A 19,505-nucleotide genomic window follows, 5' to 3' on the forward strand; every position below is an offset into this window, starting at 1 on the left:
CCACGACCACACGTTGTACCCACACGCCAATAAGAGGAGCCAGGAATGAAACACATCACAAAGACGCGGCTGTCCGTGCTTGCCGGCGCGTTCGCCATTGCGTTCGGCGCGCACGCTGCGGAAATCACCGTCGTGAACTTCGGCGGTGCCAATGGCGACGCGCAGAAGGCCGCCTTCAACAAGCCGTTCGAGGCGCAGACCGGCAACAAGGTCACCGTGGTCGAGTACAACGGCGAGCAGGCCAAGATCAAGGCCATGGTCGAAGCCAAGCACGTCAACTGGGACGTGGTCGAAGTGGAATCGGGCGACATCGGCCGCGGCTGCGATGAAGGCCTGTTCGAGAAGCTCGACTGGAGCAAGATCGCCAAGAAGAGCGATCTGATCCCCGAGTCGCCGAGCACCTGCGGCGTGGGCTTCTTCGTGTGGTCGACCGCGATGGCGTACAACGCCGACAAGCTCAAGACCGCCCCGACCGGCTGGGCCGATTTCTGGGACGTGAAGAAATTCCCGGGCAAGCGCGGCATGCGCAAGGGTGCGCGCGGCAACCTGGAGTTCGCCCTGATGGCCGACGGCGTGCCGGTCAAGGACGTCTACAAGGTGCTCGCCACCAAGGACGGCCAGAACCGCGCGTTCAAGAAGCTCGATCAGCTCAAGCCCAACATCCAGTGGTGGGAAGCCGGCGCGCAGCCGCCGCAGTTCCTGGTGGCGGGTGACGTGGTGATGTCCACCGCGTTCAACGGCCGTATCGACGCTGCACAGCGCGAAGGCAAGAACCTGAAGGTGGTCTGGAACGGCAGCATCTACGACCTGGACTACTGGGCTATCCCCAAGGGCACGCCCAACAAGGCGCTGGCCGAGCAGTACATCGCTTACACGCTGTCGCAGAAGCCACAGCAGGAATACGCCAAGCACATCGCGTATGGCCCGGCCAACGTGGCGGCCATCAAGGCGCTCGACGCCAAGACGCAGGCCAACATGCCGAACTCCCCGGAGAACGCCAAGAACGCCGTGCTGCAGAACCTGCAGTTCTGGACCGACCATGGCGACGAGCTGGAACAGCGCTTCGCCTCGTGGGCGTCGAAGTAACCGCATAGCGGTGTAACGCAGTGACCGCGCGGATGCCCTGCCCCTTTGGCAAGGCATCCGCCGGATGAATTCCCGTAGCGATGGCGAGGCAGCATTGAACACCATGACGATCGCGGCTGAATCGGTTCCTGATTCGACGGCCAAACTCAAACGCGAATTGAAGAGCGCTGAGGCGCGCAGGCGTGCCATGGCGCTAGCGCTGGTGGCGCCGCTCGCCATCTTCCTGCTGCTCATCTTTGTCGTGCCGATCGGCGCCCTGCTCACACGCGCCGTGCAGAACCCCGAGGTGGCCGACGCGCTGCCCAAAACCGTCGTCGCCCTGAAGGGCTGGGACCGCAAGAGCCCGCCGGCCGACGCCGCCTACGCTGCGCTCGCCGCAGACCTCACGACGGTGAGCGAAGGCGAAGCGATGGGCGCACTGGCCCGCCGCCTCAACACTGAAATCCCGGGCTTCCGCTCGCTAGTTGCCAAGACCGCGCGCGCCATGCCGCTGGCCGATGACCAGGGCAAGGCGCTGACGCTCACGCCCGGCCAGACCCGCGCCAAGCTCCTCGAAGTCGACGAGCGCTGGGGCGATGTCACGTACTGGCAGGCCATCGCCAAGAACAGCAGCCGCACGTCGCCGTTCTACCTGCTGGCCGCGCTGGACCACCGGCAAGATGCCTTCGGCCACATCGAAGCCACCGACCCCGACGAGCAGATCTATGTGACGGTGTTTATCCGCACCTTCGTCATCAGCGCAATGGTGACGCTGTTCGCCCTGCTGCTGGGCTATCCGCTGTCGTACTGGATCGCCTCGCTGCCGGAGCGCCGCGCCAACCTCGTCATGGTGATGGTGCTGATTCCGTTCTGGACGTCCATTCTCGTGCGCGTGGCGGCGTGGATCGTGCTGCTGCAGACCGAAGGCCTGATCAACCACGGCCTGATGGACCTCGGCATCATCAAGGAGCCGCTGGCGCTGCTGTTCAATCGCGTGGGCGTGTACATCTCGATGACGCACATCCTGCTGCCGTTCATGATCCTGCCGCTGTACAGCGTGATGAAGTCGATCCCGCCCACATACCAGCGCGCGGCCGTGTCGCTGGGCAGCCATCCGTTTGCCGCCTTCTGGCGCGTGTATGTGCCGCAGACGTACCCGGGCATCGGCGCCGGCGCGCTGCTGGTGTTCATCCTGGCACTCGGTTACTACATCACCCCCGCGCTGCTGGGCGGGCCGAACGACCAGATGGTCAGCTACTACGTGGCCTACTTCACCAACGTCACGATCAACTGGGGCATGGCGTGCGCGCTGGGTGCGCTGCTGTTGCTGGCCACGCTCGTGCTGTACGCCGTGTATGGACGCTTTACGCGGCCCAAGGTCCGCGTTGGTTGAACGGAGCCCATCGAACATGAAACTCGCCAAACCGATGTTCGCCCCGCACACCTCGCTCATCGAGCGCGTCTGGTACTTCGCATTGCGCGGCCTGGCCGTGCTGACGCTGCTGTACCTTGTGCTGCCGGTGCTCGTGATCGTGCCGCTGTCGTTCTCGTCGAGCACGTTCCTCTCGTACCCGATTCCGAGCTATTCGCTGCGCTGGTATCAGAACCTCGTCACGTCGGACGAATGGCGCATGGCGGCCAAGAACAGCTTCATCGTCGCCCCCGCCGCCACGATCGTCGCAACGGTGCTCGGCACGCTGGCCGCCATCGGGCTGAACAAGGCGGACTTCCGCGGCAAGGGTCTGCTGATGGCCGTGCTGGTGTCGCCGATGATCGTGCCCGTGGTGGTCGTAGGCGTCGGCATGTACTTGTTCTTCGCGCCGCTGGGGCTGGCCAATACGTATATCGGGCTGATCCTCGCGCATGCGGCGCTGGGCGTGCCGTTTGTGGTGACGACCGTGCTGGCGACGCTGCAGGGCTTCAATCACAACCTCGTGCGGGCGAGCCTGTCGCTGGGGGCCAACCCGGTCATGACGTTCTTCCGCATCACCCTGCCCGTCATCGCGCCGGGCGTGATTTCAGGGGCGCTGTTTGCCTTTGCTACGTCGTTTGATGAGGTGGTGGTGACGCTCTTCCTGGCGGGGGCGGATCAGGTCACGCTGCCGCGTCAGATGTTCACGGGTATTCGCGAAAACATCTCGCCGACGATTGCGGCGCTGGCGACGATCTTGATTGTGTTCTCGACGTGTCTGCTGTTGACGTTTGAGTGGCTGCGGGGGCGGGCTGCGGCTAAGGCGGTGGCGTAAGGGTTTTGGGTTTTGGGGTTGTTGGTTTTGGGTTGTTTCTTGTGGTGGATCTCTTGTTTCATCCCCTGCCGGGGCTGACTCACTTTCTTTGTCTTGCCAAAGAAAGTAAGCAAAGAAAGGCGCGCCCGATGCGGCGAAAGATTCCTTGAATTTATGTCGCAAGGAGGGGAAGGGAAAAACTCGCTGCGCTCAAACAGTTTCCCTTCCTTTTTCCTCCTTGCAACAGAAATTCAAGGCGCCGCATAGGGCAGGAACGTCAAAGGCCAAACCATCGATCACCAGTGCAGCAGGCACCAACAGCACAACGCAAAGCAAAGCAAGCAACACCAGCAGCAAACCAGTGCCACCCAGGCCAGCACACCGACGGTGTGGCCGTTGACGTTCCTGCCCTTGATGGCGCCTTGGATTTTTGTAAGCGGGCGGAAAAAAGACGGGGAACTGTCTGAGCGCAGCGAGTTTTCCCCGTCTCCGCCCGGTTACAAAAATCCAAGGGGAAGTCGCCATCTCGGGCGCGCCTTTCTTTGCTTACTTTCTTTGGCAAGACAAAGAAAGTAAGTCGCCCCCGGCAGGGGGAGAAACAAAGGATGCGCCGCCGCGCCAACCCATCAAACCACCAGTTCCAAATTCCGAACTCAACACGCGGAGCAATTTTCTCGGCACGCCGAGCTCAGAGCCCGACACATGGAGCTTTTTGCTCGGCACGCCGAGCTCAGAGCTCGACACACGGAGCTTTTTGCTCGGCGCCCCGAGCTCGGAGCTCGACGCATGGACCTTTTTGCTCGGCGCCCCGAGCTCAGAGCTCGACGCATGAAGCTTTTTGCTCGGCAGCCCGAGCTCAGAGCTCGACACACGGAGCTTTTTGCTCGACGCCCCGAGCTCAGAGCCCGACACATGGAGCTTTTTGCTCGGCACCCCGAGCTCGGAGCTCGACACACGGACCTTTTTGCTCGGCGCCCCGAGCTCAGAGCTCGACAGCGGGACGGCAGACCGCAGAGTGTCGCGGTCTGCCGCTGCTTACAGGAACATCCCGCCCGACGCCTCAATACGCTGCGCATTGATCCACCGGTTATCCGGCGACAGCAACGAGGCCACCACACCGCCAATATCGTCCGGCAGCCCAGCGCGCCCCAGCGCCGTATTGGACGCCACCATCGCATTGAGGCTCGCGTTGTCGCGCACGGCACCGCCGCCAAAGTCGGTCTCGATGGCGCCCGGCGCAACCACGTTCACGGCAATGCCGCGCGGGCCGAGTTCCTTCGCCAGATAGCGCGTGAGCACCTCCACCGCGCCCTTCATTGCCGCATACGCGCCATAGCCCGGCAGCGCAAAGCGCGCCAGCCCCGACGAGATATTGACGATGCGCCCGCCGTCCGCCATGAGCGGCAGCAGGATCTGCGTGAGGAAGAACACGCCCTTGAAATGCACGTTCATCAGCTCGTCGAATTGGGCTTCGGTGGTTTCGGCCACGGCGGCATGCACGCCAACGCCGGCGTTGTTGACCAGGTAATCGAAACGCTCGGCCTTCCACTGCGCCAGCACACCGCGCACGGCCTCGGCAAAGGCGGGGAACGTGGCGATCTTGCCGGCGTCGAGCTGCAAGGCGGCGGCACGGCGGCCCTGGGCAGTCAGTTCAGCGACGAGGGCGTCGGCTTCAGCGCGGTTGCTGCGGTAGGTGAAGATCACGTCGGTACCGCGCTGGGCCAGCTTCTGCACCATGTTCTTGCCAAGGCCGCGGCTGCCGCCGGTGACGATCGCGATGGGGGTATGGGTCTGTGTCATGTTTGCTCTCCGGTTGGATTTGAGATGGGTGTCGAACACCGTGAGAGCATGGTATTGGGCGACAAACAAAGAATAAATCTCGCTTATCCTATCGCTGTGTTTGTCCACAGATAACAATCAGCCCACCCCGCCATGTCCACTAACCGACTCGAAGCCATGCAGATTTTTGTGCGCGTGGCTGAACTTGCCAGCTTTACGCGCGCGGCCGAAGCCTTGAGCATTCCCAAGCCGGCCGCCTCGGTGGCGGTGCAGCAGCTGGAAACGATGCTCGGCACGCGTCTGCTGCACCGGACCACCCGCAAGGTGCAGCTCACGCAGGACGGCCAGACGTTCTACGAGCGCTGCCAGGACCTGCTGGCCGACATGGACGAACTGCAGACCATGTTCCGCCAGAGCCCGCAGGCGCTGCGCGGCCGCCTGCGCGTCGACATGCCGGTGGGCGTTGCACGCCGCATCGTCATCCCCGCCCTGCCCGCGCTGCTCGATGCCCACCCCGAGCTGGAAATCGAACTCTCCAGCACCGACCGCCGCGTGGACCCAGTGCGCGAAGGTTTCGACTGCGTACTGCGCATCGGCACCCTGACCGACAGCAGCCTCATTGCCCGCCCGCTCGGCCAGCTGCACCAGGTCAACTGCGCCAGCCCCGCCTACATCGAGCGCTATGGCATGCCGAAAACGCTCGATGACCTCGACCACCATCGCATCGTCCATTACGTGCAGACGCTGGGGACGAAGTCGCCGGGGTGGGAATACACGGTGGACGGCCGCTCCGCCTTCCGGCCGATGAAAGGCGCGGTGACGGTCAACTCGGCCGAGAGCTACGACGCAGCGTGCCGCGCGGGGCTGGGGATGATCCAGGCGCCGGTGTACGCGGGGCTGTCGTCGGCGATTGCGGACGGTACGCTCCTCGACGTCATGCCCGACTTTCGGCCGCCGCCGATGCCGGTGTCGCTGGTGTATCCGAACCGGCGGAATCTGCCGGTTCGGGTGCAGGTCTTCATGAACTGGATGAGCGAGTTGTTGGGCCCGTATCTGGAACCGCTGGGCATGAATGCGTAGGCACGCCGACTTGCGGCCGGTGTAGTCTCACGGCTTGCCGCCGCCCGCAACCTCACCCCTGCCCCGGTCATGAAAGCTCTCCGATATTGCGCAACGTGCGCGCTGCTCGCGTGCAGTGTCGCCATCGCCTCTCCCGATGAAGATCGACTCGGCAAGGCGCAAGGCTATCCGCTTGCGCCAAGCGCGGCGCGCATCCACGAGGCGCAGTACATCGTGGGGGCGTTCAGCGGCATGGACCGTATCTCGCCGTCTTGCGAACTGGCGCCGGCCGACCAACCGGTGCAGCTCAAGATCGCAGACAAGGAGGCTGATGTCCGCTATCGCTTCCGCAACCACGACTACACGCTTGCGGACTACATGGAGCATCAGCGCGCGACCGCTGTGCTGATCGTTCAGGACGGCGTCATCCTGGCCGAGCATTACGGCTATGACCGCACGCGAGACATGCGCATGCTGTCCAACTCGATGGCCAAGACGCTGGTGGCACTGTCCATCGGCAAGGCGCTGGAGGATGGAAGCCTGCGTTCGCTGGATGACCGTGTTGACCAATACGTGCCCGAGCTTGCGGGCACGCTGTACGGGGGAACGCGCATCGTCGATCTGCTGCGCATGGCCTCCGGCGCGAAGTACGTCGAGGACTACACCCCCACTGACGACCGGGCACGTTTTCTCAAGACGGCAGCAAAGCAAGGCGTGCTCGCGGCAGCGGCCCAGGTCAACGAGCGCGCCGACGCACCGGGCACGCGTTTCAACTACGCGGGCGCGCAAACCGAAGTGTTGGCGCTGGTGCTGCAGGCGGCGACGCACCGCAGCCTGTGCGAATTCGTTGACGACAAGCTATGGAAGCCGATGGGGGCCGAAGCCAAGGCGACCTACCTCGTGCGCCAATCCGACGGATCGGCGTTTGCCCAAGGCGGCTTCAATGCGACGGCGCGGGACTACGCGCGTCTCGGGTCCATGCTGGCCAACGATGGCGTGGTGCAAGGCCGGCAAGTCGTGCCGCGTGAGTTCCTGCTCGACATGACCGACGCAGCACGCCAGCCCGATGCGTTTCGCCCCGGGCAGATGACGTATCACGGCGGCCGCTACTACGGTTACGGCTTCCAGGTCTGGCTTCTGCCCGGCGAAGCGCGGCGGTTCGTGCTGCTCGGCATCCATGGGCAGGCGATCTACGTCGACCCGCAATCCAGGCTCACCATGGTTCATCTCGCCGTGGGGCAAGACGCGGCCGGCGATGCGAGCGGCGCGCACCTGGGCGCTGAGCGGGAAGCGTTGTGGCGCGGTGTCGTCGAACGGTTTGGTCGATAGCGGGTGCGCTTACAGCGCCGGCTTGTCGCTGCGCTTTTTCAGGTTGGCGCGCAGCGCATCGCTCATCGGCATGTCGAGGTTTGCCCCGGCCGGCGGGATGGGCGACTCGAACCATTTCTTGTACAGCGCGGTGAACTCGCCGGACTTCATGAGGCGTTTGATGGTGGCATCAACGAGCCGCTTGAAGGCGGGGTCGTCCTTGCGGACCATGCATGCATACGGCTCGACCTGCAGGGTTTCCGCCACGACTTCGAGCGCCGCAGGATTTGCGGAGTTGGCGCGCAAGCCATACAGCAGCACGTCATCGAGCGCCAATGCCGATGCGCGGCCGGTTTCGACCAGCTTCAGCGCGTCCGCATAGTCCTTGCCCGAAATGATCTGGACGTCGATGTTGTGTTCGACGGCAAATTTCTTGAGCACCTTTTCGTTCGTGCTGCCGGCTGTGCTGGCGACGGTCTTGCCGGCCAAGTCCGTGTAGTTCTTGATGCCCGAATCGCGCTTGGTCAACAGGCGCGTTCCTGCGTAGAAGAAGTTGATTGAGAAGGCCACCTCCTTGCCGCGCGCGCTGGTGTTGGTGGTCGATCCGCATTCGAGGTCGTAGGTGCCGTTGACGAGCAACGGAATCCGATTCGTGCCGGTGACGGGAATCGCGTCGACCTGCAAAGACGGCTTCTTCAACCGGGCACGCACATCGTCGACGATGGCTTGCGTCAGGTCGACGGAAAACCCGACGGCCTTGTTCGGGCCCAGCAAGTAGCTGAACGGAACCGCCGCTTCGCGATAACCCACCGTGATCTTGTCTGCCGCAGCGATCTTTTCCAGCGTCTGGGCGTGGATGCCCTGCACAGTTGCCGTTAGGCCCGCCACGACCAGCGTGGAAGCGAGTATGCGTATCGTGTTCATGTGCGTCTCCGTGGATGCGTCCCGCGCTCTACTAAAGCCCCTCTCTACGGAATCTAGACGCCATGCCGTTCTTGCCATTGACGCAAGTCAACATGCCCGACACGCCTGGCAGCACGCATAAGAAAAAACGCGCCGAGTTGCCCCGGCGCGTTGTTCGTGGATCGCCTGAGCGTGCGCATCGGCACGCCCTGCTCCGTCAGAACTTGTGGTTGACCCGCACGTACGCAGACTGCGCAGACACGTGGCTCGTGTTGATGGTGGCATCCACGCCCAACGACACCGTGGTTGCCTTGGCTGCCTGGAGCGTGACGCTCGCTCCCGTCGTCAGGAACGAACGCGGCAGATCGGTGCCCGGGGCCGCGAACACGGTGCCGTCCTGGCTCTGCACCTGGACGACGCGGCCGGCGTTCATCAGCTCGTGCGCATAGCCCAGGCGAAGCTGCACGTTGACGGGCCGCACATCGCCGAAGGCCTTGTCGAGCGTGACGCCCACATACGGCTGGAGACTGCGGGCGCTGTCCGGGCCGACTTGCAGGTTCTGGCCGTTGGCGCCGTCCTCACCGAAGCCGCTGCCGCGCACATAGGCGTAGCGCAGGCCCACGTGCGGCGCGAGGCGGAGGCCGCCCATCTCCATGGGCAAGCTGGCCTGCGTGGCGGCCGTGAATTCGTGCGCGAGATGGTCGCCCTCCGCGGTGCCCACGCTGCCGAACGGCCGCTTCTGCGAGAAGAAATCGAGCCCATAGCCGACCGTGGCCGACAGGTTGACGGCACCCATCGGCTGCGCGCCGTAAAGGGCCACGCGGAGCGTGTCGATGGCGCCCGATGCGCCGGTGGTGTCTTCGCCGAGCGTGGTGTGCGTGTAGCCGCCCGCGGCGCCCACGGTGGCTGCGCCCATGCGGCCCTCCGCTCCTGCAAGGAACCCGTAGGCGTGCGTCAGGAAGCCGGGCGCATTGCCCGTGCCGCCCACCTTCGTGCTGGAGCCGCTGGCCGTAGCCCATACGTTGTTGGAGCCGCCCAGCGCGCCTTGGGGCCCGGACAACCGGCCGAGCAGCGCGGCGTTGGCGCCCTGCGCCTGCAGCAGCGCCGTGGTGCCTAGCGCCGTGTAGATGGAGGTCTTTGTCGGTGCGACCACGGTCGGGCTGCCTGGGGTGCCGGGCGCTGTCGCTTCTGCGAGGAGCAGATCGACCGCATTCGTTCCGTAGTCCACCGAGGTCTGCAACGTACCGAGGTTGGCGCCTGCCGTTGCCGTACTGACGTTTGCGAAGCGGCCGGTCACGCCGCTGCCGGCGCTCAGCACGGTGTAGCGGCGCGCGGTATAGGTGCCCGGATCGAACACGATGGCAAGCGACCCGCCGAGCGCCGCGGCACCGCCCACACGCAGTTGCGAGGCCTCCGTCGGGCTGACCTCGATGGCGAGCGTCCCAGTCGAGCCCTGCGTGTAGTTGCCACCCACCGAGAGCGTGCCGATGGAGCCGCCCGGCGCGACCACCCCGCTGCTGCTCACGTCGCCCGAAACCGTGCCGTGGCCGCGCAGCGTGCCCAGCGCGTTCACCAGGACATTGCCGCCAAGCACGGCACTGGCGTTTGCCGCGTCGCCGACGGCCAGCGTGCCGCCAGCCACCGTGGTCGACCCCGAGAAGCCGCTGCTGACACCGTTGAGCGTGAGCGTGCCCGTACCCTGCTTGATCAACGACCCATTGCCGCCCAGGCTGCCGCTGAAGGTTTGAGACGAATCGTCAGCCAGCGTCAGCGCGCTGCCATTCAGCACCACGCGGCTGCCGGCCACGCCCGAGAGATGCGCGACCGTCTGGTTGGCGCCTGCGGACAGATCGAGTGCCGAAGTTGCGCCCGTGAGCGTGATCGTCGTACCCGACGCCAGGCGGCCGGCACCCGTCAACGCCAGCGTGCCGGCGTTGATCGTCGTTGCACCGCCATAGGTGTTCAGGCCGGACAGTGTTTGCGTGCCGCCGTCCAGCGTGAGGCCGCCCGTACCGCTGATCGCGCCGCTGAAAGTACCCGCCGCGTTGGCGAGCGTGAGGGTCCGGCTGCCCAGGGCGACCGTGCCTGAGCCCGTCAGTGCGTTGATCGTGGCGCCGGAGGTCGTCCCGGAGATATCGAAGGTGCCGTTGTTCACCACCCCGCTGGAGGCGCCAATGCTGCCGGCGCCTGACAACGCCAGCGTGCCGCCGCTGATCGTCGTCGCCCCCGTCCATCCATTGACTGCCGACAGCGTTTGCGCACCGCCCGCGACCGTGAGGCCACCCGAGCCGCCAATGGCGCCGCTGAAGGTACCGGCTGCGTTGGTCAGCGTGAGGGTCTGGCCACCGAGGGCGACCGTGCCTGTGCCGGTCAATGCGTTGATCGTGGCGCCGGAGGTCGTCCCCGAAATATCGAACGTGCCGTTGTTCACCACGCCGCCGGAAGTGGCAATGCTGCCGGCGCCCGACAACGCCAGCGTGCCACCGCTGATCGTCGTTGCGCCGGTGAATACATTCACACCCGACAGCGTCTGCGTACCACCCGCGACCGTGAGGCCGCCCGCGCCACCAATGGCTCCGCTGAAGGTGCCGGCTGCATTGGCCAGCGTCAGCGTCCGGCCACCGAGGGCGACGGTGCCTGTGCCGGTCAATGCGTTGATGGTGGCGCCGGAGGTCGTCCCAGAGATATCGAAGATGCCGTTGTTCACCACCCCGCTGGAGGCGGCAATGCTGCCGGCGCCTGACAACGCCAGCGTGCCCGCATTGATGGTGGTACTGCCGGCATAGCCCGCCGTGCCCGAGATGGTGAGCGTGCCAGCCCCGGCCTGCACCAGATTGCCGGAGCCGCTGATGGTGCCGGCGTACGTGACCGTATCGCTGCGGTTGAACGCGAGCGTGCCGTTGTTGACGATATTGCCCGCCACCGAGCCCGTGGTGCCGCCGTTGCCGATCTGCAGCGTGCCGGTGGTGATGGTGGTCGCGCCGGTGTAGGTGTTGTCGCCCGTCAGCGTGATCGTTCGACTGCCGGTGACGCCCACGCTGCCCGCGCCCGATATGACGCCTGACACCACGAGGTTCGTCGTCGTCGAATCGAGTGTGACGCGCGACGTGGCGTCGCCCAGCGTGACGTTGTTGGACAACGAGAGGCCTGCACTGCCGGCGGTGATCTTGGCCACTGCGCCCGCTGCCACGTCGAGGTTGCCGATGATGTTGGAACCCGTCACCAGTTGCAGCGTGTTGTTCGTCCCGTTGAACTGGATGGCTGCCGCCCGCGTCACGCCGTCGCTGAACAACCCGCCGCTGATCGTGCCGCCATTGACGATGACCGCGCCGTTGGCGATGACACCCGCGCCCGCGGCACCGCCGTTGCCCGCGCCGCCGGTAATCGTGCCGACATTGGTGAGCACGTTGAACCCGGCAGCCAGGTTGACGCCCGCGCCACTGGCACCGGCCGTGCTGCCGCCGCCACCCGCAGCGCCGCCAACACCGCCCACGATCGTCCCAATGTTGGTCACCTGGGTGCCGGAACCCAAGGTCAGCAACCCATCGCCACCGCCACCGCCGCCGCCCGGGTTTCCGCCGCCCCCTCCGTTACCGCCATTGCCACCGACCAGCGTCCCCTGGTTGTTGACATCGGCCGCCGGCGTCACCATCACCAGGGCAGCGCCACCGCCGCCGCCGCCGCCGCCGTTGGAGGCCGGCCCCGATGTGCCGGCTCCGCCATTTCCGCCGGCGCCACCCTGAACGGTCCTGCCGCTGTTGACCGTGACGCTGGTGCCCGTGGAGTACACGCCGGCGCCGCCGCCCCCGGCACCGCCAGCGAAATTGAATCCGTCGAACGCTTGGCCCGACCCGCCCTGTACGTTCGTATTGACCACCGCATCGCCAGCGAGCACCACTGCAGGCGCCCCGCCGGGGCCGTTTTGGCCGCTGTCGTTGAGGGCCCCGGTGCCGCCAGTCCCGCCTGACGTTGCACCGCCAGGGATCTGCACCGTTGCGCCGCCGTTGCCCAGCCCGGACGAACCGCCGCCACCGCCGTTGCCGCTGCCCCCATTGCCGCTGCGGTCTGGGATGCCGGCGCCGCCGGCCGCGCTGCAGTTTGCGATCGTGCTGGGCGAGCAGGTCGCGGCCCAGCCTGGGAGCGCTGCGCCGGCCAGCCCAAGCGATACGCCGATTGAAATGATGGATGCGCGCCGCCGCGCATGGGTCGTGTCGTTGCCAGCGTCAACGCCCCCGTGCGACGCCTTTGTACATTCGGACACCACTTGCGGAGCGCGCAAGCTGCGGCTCCAGACCAGCCGATAGACCCGGTTCATGTCGATCCCCTCGTTGCATAGACCCATGGGTCGGGCGCTGGCCGTTGAGAGGCAGGACCGTGGCGCGGGTGACCCGTTTTTGTGTTGTCGTTCTCTGGCGCGCCGGCGGCGGGTACTGCGTTTTCGGCTCATAGGCCGGGGCGCATGCGCGCGAAATATAACACTTGCCTGGGAAATATTGCCCGGGCTATTGGTCAGGGTGGCTGCGCGGGCTCAATCGGCCCGGCGGAAGGAAAAAAAAAAACGCGCCGAGTCGCCCCGGCGCGTTTTTCATTTTGCTGCTGAGCGGACTGCTTACGCCATCCACTTCCGCGCGTTGCGGAACATCCGCATCCACGGGCTGCTGCCGTCGCCGGCGGCTTCCCATTCCTTCGGATGCCAGCTCATCTGCACGGCGCGGAACACGCGTTCCGGATGCGGCATCAGGGCCGTGAAGCGGCCGTCATGCGTCGTCACCGAAGCAATGCCCTGCGGCGAGCCGTTCGGGTTCAGCGGATAGGTCTGCGTGACTTCGCCGCGGTTGTCGACGTAGCGCAGGCCGACGGCCACCTTGCCGATGTCGCCCTGCTGCGAGAAGTCGGCATAGCCTTCGCCGTGCGCGACGACGATGGGGATGCGGCTGCCTTCCATGCCCGCGTAGAAGATCGACGGGGATGCCTCCACCTGCACGGTCACCAGACGGCCTTCGTATTGCTCCGACTGGTTGCGCGTGAACTTCGGCCATGCGCCGGCGCCCGGGATGATCGGGGCGAGGTTCGCCATCATCTGGCAGCCGTTGCACACGCCCAGCGCAATCGAATCGGTGCGGTTGAAGAAGGCGGCGAACTGCTCGGCGAGCATGCTGTTGAAGAGGATCGTCTTCGCCCAGCCTTCGCCCGCGCCGAGCACATCGCCGTAGCTGAAACCGCCGCAGGCGACGAAGCCCTTGAAGCTGGCGAGGTTCGTGCGGCCGGCCAGCAGGTCGCTCATGTGGACGTCGTAGGTGTCGAAGCCGGCCTTGTCCATCGCGTAGGCCATTTCGATCTGCGAGTTCACGCCCTGCTCGCGCAGGATCGCCATGCGCGGGCGGGCGCCCGTGGCGATGAACGGTGCGGCCACGTCTTCCGCAATATCGAACGTGAGCTTGGGCGAGATGCCCGGGTCTTCAGCGTCGAGGATGCGGTCGTATTCACTCTGCGTGCACTCGGGGTTGTCGCGCAGGCTGGCGATGCGCCAGGAGACGTCCGTCCAGGTGCGTTGCAGTTCGATGCGCGACGCGCTGAACACCTTCTTGGCGTCGCGCCAGATTTCGATGTGGTCGTTGGCGTTGGGCGCGCCGATCACGTGGCTGCAGCCAGCCAGGCCGTGCTCGCGCAGCACCGCGAACACAGCGTCGCGCTGGGCCAGCGGCACCTGGATGACGGCACCGAGTTCTTCGGCAAACAGCGCGCGCAGCGTCAGGTCGGCGCGGCGGCCGGAGACCTGCTGCGCCCAGTTCTTGGCGTCGCCGTAGTCGGATTCATGCGCGCCGTCGAGCGTGAGCATGTCGACGTTGATCGACACGCCGCAGTGGCCGGCGAAGGCCATTTCGCAGACGGTCGCCCACAGGCCCCCATCGGAACGGTCGTGATACGCCAGCAGCGAGCCGCTCGCGTTCAGTTGCTGGATGGCGGCGAAGAAGCGTTTGAGGTCTTCGGCGTCGTCCACGTCGGGCACGCTGTTGCCGATCTGCTCCGTGACCTGCGCCAGGATGCTGCCGCCCATGCGGTTCTTCCCGCGGCCCAGGTCGATCAGGATCAGCGTGGTGTCTGCCGGCGCGTTGGCCGATTCCACTTGCTTGAGCTGCGGCGTGAGCGTCTTGCGCACATCCGTCACCGGGGCAAACGCCGAGACGATCAGCGAGACCGGCGCGACGACTTCCTTCGCTGCGCCTTCGTCTTCCCACTTGGTGCGCATCGACAGCGAATCCTTGCCCACCGGAATGCTGATGCCCAGTGCCGGGCACAGCTCCATGCCGACGGCCTTGACGGTGTCGTACAGGCGGGCGTCTTCACCGTTCACGCCGCAGGCGGCCATCCAGTTGGCCGACAGCTTCAATTGCGTGAGCGAGTCGATCGGCGCAGCGGCGATGTTGGTGATGGACTCGCCGATGGCCATGCGGCCCGATGCCGGTGCGTTGATGACGGCCAGCGGCGTGCGCTCGCCCATCGTCATCGCCTCGCCGGCGTAGCCCTTGTAGTCGAGCGTGGTGACGGCCACGTCGGCCACCGGCACCTGCCACGGGCCGACCATCTGGTCGCGCGTGTTCAGGCCGCCGACCGTGCGGTCGCCGATGGTGATCAGGAACGACTTGCTGGCGACGGTGGGATGACGCAGAACGTCGCGTGCAACGACTTCCAGGTCCAGGCCGGTGACATCGACTTCCGGCAGTTCCTGCGCGACGCGACGCACATCACGGTGCATGCGCGGCGGCTTGCCGAGCAGCACGTCCATCGGCATGTTGACGGGGAAGTGCTCGGGCAGATCGGCTGCGGTATCGCTGTCGACCACTTGCAGTTGCTGCTCGTCCGTGGCGAAACCGACCACCGAGAACGGCGCGCGCTCGCGCTCGCACATGGCCTGGAAGCGCGGGAAATCGCCGGGGGCAATCGCCAGCGTGTAGCGCTCTTGCGATTCGTTGCACCAGATTTCTGCCGGGCTCAGGCCGGACTCCTCCAGATGCACCTGGCGCAGGTCGAAGCGCGCGCCCTTGTCGGCACCATCGACGAGTTCCGGGAAGGCGTTGGAGATGCCGCCCGCGCCCACGTCGTGAATCGACAGGATCGGGTTGTCCTCACCCAGCGCCCAGCACGCGTTGATGACTTCCTGCGCGCGGCGCTGCATTTCGGGGTTGCCGCGCTGGACGGAATCGAAGTCCAGGTCGGCGGTATTGGTGCCGGTGGCCATCGAGCTGGCAGCACCGCCGCCCATGCCGATGCGCATGCCGGGGCCACCCAGCTGAATCAGCAGCGTGCCGGCCGGCAGGCCGTGCTTGTGCGTGTGGCCGGCATCGATGTTGCCGATGCCGCCGGCGATCATGATCGGCTTGTGATAGCCGCGCACGGTGCCGCCGACGTTCTGCTCGTAGACACGGAAGTAGCCGCCGAGGTTGGGCCGGCCGAATTCGTTGTTGAACGCGGCGCCGCCGATCGGGCCTTCGATCATGATCTGCAGCGGCGAGGCGATGCGGTCAGGCTTGCCGACGGGGCCCGGTGCGGCTTCATTCGGATTGCGGTGCGCCACGGGCTGGGCGGTATCGCGCGCGTTTTCCCACGATTGCACGGCTTCCGGCAGCAGCAGGTTCGACACCGTAAAGCCTGTCAGACCGGCCTTGGGCTTGGCGCCGCGGCCCGTCGCGCCTTCGTCGCGGATTTCACCGCCCGCGCCCGTCGACGCGCCCGGGAACGGCGAAATGGCCGTCGGGTGGTTATGCGTCTCCACCTTCATCAGCGTATGCGTGAGGGCTTCGCGGCGGCCGTATTGCGGCACGCCCGTCTCGCCTTCGGTGCCCGCATGCGGGAACCAGCGCTCGGCCATGCCGCCTTCCATCACGGCGGCGTTGTCCGAATACGCGACGATCGTGCCCTGCGGCGCAAGCTGGTGCGTGTTGCGGATCATCGCGAAGAGCGATTTGTCCTGCGTTTCGCCGTCGATGGTCCAGTCGGCGTTGAAGATCTTGTGGCGGCAGTGCTCGCTGTTGGCCTGCGCAAACATCATCAGCTCGACGTCGGTCGGGTTGCGTTCGAGCTTGCGGTAGGCGTCGACCAGGTAGTCGATTTCATCGTCGGAGAGCGCCAGGCCCATCTCGACGTTGGCGGCTTCCAAGGCACGACGACCAGCATCCTGGCCACCGGCGATATCGACAAAGCGCAATGCCTTGGCGGGCAACACGTCGAACAGGCCGTAGCCGGCTTCGCGCGAGTCGATGACGGTTTCGGTCATGCGATCGTGCAGATGCTCGGCAACGGCGGCGCGAGTGGCGTCGTCGAGGTGCTTGGCAGCGCCGGTCAGGCTGCGGATGAGGCCCTTCTTGCACGTGACGGTGAATTCCACGCCGCGCTCGATCCGATGGATTTGCGGCAGTGCACAGTGGCGGGCGATTTCCGTCGCCTTGCTGGCCCACGGCGAGATCGTGCCGAAACGCGGGATCACCACAAAGCGGTCACCCTCGACATCGGCCGGGGCGGGCGAACCGTAGGTCAGCAGCGCTTGCACACGGGCGGCTTCATCGGCCGACAGCGGCGTGTCGGCGGCCACGAAATGCAGGTATTGGGCACTGACGGCATCGATGTCCGGATCGATGCGCTTGAGGGTGGAAAGCAGGCGTTGCTGACGGAAGGCGGACAGCGCGAGAGCGCCGGGAAAGCACGAGAAATGCGCCATGGTGGGCAAGGCAGGCAGTAGCTGGAAGGAGGGACTTCCCGGCGTGCGCGGGAAAACCGCTATTGTACCTTGCCCGGCCCTTGTTACCGACCCTCAAATCGGCCTGAAATGCGCCTGCCTCGGCCGGAAATTGTCGAAAACGGCCGTTTTACAACGAGGTGGCTGACCGCGCCGCCTGCTCGTACAGGCCCGTCAGCACGCGTAGCAGGCGCGCCAGTTCGCCAATTTCGGCATTTTCCTCGCCGCTGGGCGAAATATTGCTGGTCAGGCACTGCTCGCGGATCTCGCGGTACCGGGCGCAGGCCTTTTCGCCGGCTTCGGTGGTCGTGTAGGTGACTTCCTTGCCGTTGCGCGTGCCTTCCACCAAGTCCATCCCCTGCAGTTTCTTGAGGGAATACGTAACGAGGTGGGTGTCTTCCACGTTCAGCACGAAGCAGATGTCGGCCAGGCGCTTGGCGCGGCCACGGTGGTTGACGTGGTGCACCACCAGCACGTCGAGGAAGGTCAGGTCGCGCACGCCGGCGGCGGCCATGCAGCGCACGCACCAGCGGTTGTAGGCGTTGTAGGCGGTGTTGAGCGCAAACTCGAACTCCGACAGCTCCGGGCTGCGCGCCGACACCAAGTGTGACGAAGACACGATCGGCCCGCCCTTGCCGGCGTCCTCATTGGCTGCGGATTGCGGCAGATCAGCTTTCGGGGTGGTCGGCGATTTGGACATTGCAACGGGCAGGGAAAGGACCGGAAACGCGGGCTATTGTAAGAGAATAGATCGTCATGTCTGCACAGTGGAAAGCGTAGTTGCCATGTCCTCACACCCCGCCTGGCGCGAAATCCTGATCGACGGCGCACTGGCCGCGCACAACGGCGCCGATCTGCTGTTCGGCACGGCCGGCATCCGCGCGCTGGAAGCCGCCGCGTACCGAACCCTGGAACCCTTCACCTTGATGGCCCGGGCCGGCGAAGCCGCCGCCGACTGGCTGCAGACGCGCGCGCCGCATGGGCATGTGCTGCTCGTTGCCGGCCCAGGCAACAACGGCGGCGATGCGCTCGTTGCGGCGACCGTGCTGCATTTAGCGGGGCGCGCCGTCACCGTGTGGCTTGCCGCCGACCCGGCAAAGCTGCCCGACGATGCGCGCCGCGCCTGGACGGAGGCGTGTGCCGCGAATGTCCCCATCGAGCGGTTGCACGCTGCGGCTTCGGTGCCAGCCGCCACCTCAGCCATCGTCGATGGGCTTTTCGGTGTGGGACTCGCCCGGCCGCTGACGGGATTGCATGCGGCGCTGGTCGACACCATCAACGCCAGCGGATTGCCGGTCTATGCGCTGGACATTCCCTCCGGGCTGAACGGCGATACCGGCCAGCCGCCCGCCCCGGATTCGCCGGTGATCCAGGCGCGCGCCACCATCACGTTCCTCGCCGTCAAACCGGGCTTGCTGACAGGCGATGGCCGTGACGCCACCGGCGACATCGCGCTGGCCGACCTGCAAGCCGCGCAACCGGCTTATGACGGCGTGGTCGAAGCAGACGCCTTCGTCAACACGCCGTCACGCTGGCTGGCGCACGTGCCGCGCCGGCGGCATAACGGCCACAAGGGCACGTACGGCAGCGTGGCCATCGTGGGCGGCGCCGCGGGCATGGTCGGGGCGCCGCTGCTGTCGGCGCGCGGTGCCCTTTATCTGGGCGCGGGCAAGGTGCACGTGGCCTCGCTGGCCGCCGACGCGCCGCGTGTCGACCCCGCGCAACCGGAATTGATGCTGCACACATGGGGCGCGCTGGATCTTGGCGGCATGCAGGCGCTGGCCGTGGGCCCCGGCATGAGCACCGGCAAGGAATCGGAAGCGGCGCTCGAGCATCTGCTGGACCGCATGCTGTCCGCACACACGCCTGCCGTGTTTGACGCCGACGCACTGAATCTCTTTGCGAAAACGCCCGCGCTGCTCGCGCGACTCACGCAGTTGGCCGGAAGCGGTGTGCCGTTGGTACTGACGCCGCATCCGCTGGAAGCCGCGCGCCTGCTGCAGACCGATGCGCGCGCCGTGCAGCACGATCGGCTGGCCGCCGCCCAGGCGCTGGTCAATCGGACGGGCGCGGTGGTCGTGCTCAAAGGCTCGGGCACGATCATCGCGGCGCCGGGCATTGCGCCGGCCATCAACCCCACCGGCAATGGCGGGCTCGCCACCGGCGGCACGGGCGACGTCCTGACCGGCATGATCGGCGCGCTACTTGCGCAGGGCATGGGAGCGCGCGAAGCTGCACTCGCCGGTGTATGGCTGCATGGCCGGGCCGCCGACGATCTTGTCCAGGCGGGCGTCGGGCCCATCGGCCTGCACGCAAGCGAGCTATGCGCGCCTGCGCGGCGTGCCCTCAACGCCTTGCTGGCGTCGGACGTTCGCCGATAGAAACACGTCATACAGCGCCGTTATACTGCCCATTCGTTTTCCCGCACAAAC

Annotated in this window: 11 protein-coding genes; 6 read left to right on the forward strand and 5 right to left on the reverse strand. The window is 65.9% G+C overall.

The window, feature by feature from the left end:
• Nucleotides 1-45: 45 nt before the first annotated feature.
• The 3 genes from R2669_RS05490 (at nt 46) to R2669_RS05500 (ending at nt 3,311) form a co-directional block, all read left to right on the forward strand.
• A complete protein-coding gene (locus R2669_RS05490) occupies nt 46-1,086 on the forward strand; it encodes an ABC transporter substrate-binding protein (RefSeq protein ID WP_012435582.1) in 1,041 nt (346 codons plus the stop codon).
• A gap of 103 nt (nt 1,087-1,189) precedes the next feature.
• Nucleotides 1,190-2,458 carry an ABC transporter permease gene (locus tag R2669_RS05495; protein ID WP_316899957.1) on the forward strand — a complete coding sequence of 423 codons (1,269 nt, stop codon included), beginning with the start codon at nt 1,190-1,192 and terminating at the stop codon, nt 2,456-2,458.
• Nucleotides 2,459-2,474: 16 nt separating this feature from the next.
• The gene (locus R2669_RS05500; protein WP_316887878.1) at nt 2,475-3,311 is read left to right on the forward strand and encodes an ABC transporter permease; all 837 of its coding nucleotides are present in this window, start codon (nt 2,475-2,477) and stop codon (nt 3,309-3,311) included.
• A gap of 1,014 nt (nt 3,312-4,325) precedes the next feature.
• Here the strand turns inward: R2669_RS05500 and R2669_RS05505 are convergent.
• Entirely contained in the window at nt 4,326-5,090 is a 765-nt protein-coding gene (locus tag R2669_RS05505; protein ID WP_316899142.1) for an SDR family NAD(P)-dependent oxidoreductase, read from the reverse strand.
• A gap of 132 nt (nt 5,091-5,222) precedes the next feature.
• Here R2669_RS05505 and R2669_RS05510 point away from each other — a divergent pair, with 132 nt between their 5' ends.
• Both R2669_RS05510 and R2669_RS05515 read left to right on the forward strand, forming a co-directional pair.
• Nucleotides 5,223-6,149, forward strand: a complete 927-nt coding sequence (locus R2669_RS05510; RefSeq protein ID WP_316899144.1) for a LysR family transcriptional regulator — start codon at nt 5,223-5,225, stop codon at nt 6,147-6,149.
• Nucleotides 6,150-6,218: 69 nt separating this feature from the next.
• Nucleotides 6,219-7,457, forward strand: a complete 1,239-nt coding sequence (locus R2669_RS05515; protein ID WP_316899146.1) for a serine hydrolase domain-containing protein — start codon at nt 6,219-6,221, stop codon at nt 7,455-7,457.
• 9 nt (nt 7,458-7,466) lie between these two features.
• Here R2669_RS05515 and R2669_RS05520 read toward each other — a convergent pair whose 3' ends face one another.
• The 4 genes from R2669_RS05520 to R2669_RS05535 all read right to left on the reverse strand — a co-directional run bounded on the left by R2669_RS05520 (nt 7,467) and on the right by R2669_RS05535 (nt 17,773).
• Nucleotides 7,467-8,360 (reverse strand): transporter substrate-binding domain-containing protein, encoded by an 894-nt coding sequence (locus R2669_RS05520; protein WP_316899148.1) that lies wholly within the window; start codon nt 8,358-8,360, stop codon nt 7,467-7,469.
• Nucleotides 8,361-8,556: 196 nt separating this feature from the next.
• Complete coding sequence (locus R2669_RS05525) at nt 8,557-12,654, reverse strand: autotransporter domain-containing protein (protein ID WP_316899149.1); 4,098 nt, start codon at nt 12,652-12,654, stop codon at nt 8,557-8,559.
• Nucleotides 12,655-12,948: 294 nt separating this feature from the next.
• Complete coding sequence (purL, locus tag R2669_RS05530; protein ID WP_316899151.1) at nt 12,949-17,055, reverse strand: phosphoribosylformylglycinamidine synthase; 4,107 nt, start codon at nt 17,053-17,055, stop codon at nt 12,949-12,951.
• Between the two features lie 148 nt (nt 17,056-17,203).
• The gene (locus R2669_RS05535) at nt 17,204-17,773 is read right to left on the reverse strand and encodes a winged helix DNA-binding protein (RefSeq protein WP_004626997.1); all 570 of its coding nucleotides are present in this window, start codon (nt 17,771-17,773) and stop codon (nt 17,204-17,206) included.
• Nucleotides 17,774-17,858: 85 nt separating this feature from the next.
• Here R2669_RS05535 and R2669_RS05540 point away from each other — a divergent pair, with 85 nt between their 5' ends.
• On the forward strand, nt 17,859-19,454 hold the full coding sequence (locus R2669_RS05540) for an NAD(P)H-hydrate dehydratase (protein WP_316899153.1): 1,596 nt from the start codon (nt 17,859-17,861) through the stop codon (nt 19,452-19,454).
• Nucleotides 19,455-19,505: the final 51 nt, after the last annotated feature.

Source organism: Ralstonia edaphi, assembly GCF_958350185.1.
In the GTDB taxonomy this organism is placed as follows: domain Bacteria; phylum Pseudomonadota; class Gammaproteobacteria; order Burkholderiales; family Burkholderiaceae; genus Ralstonia; species Ralstonia edaphi.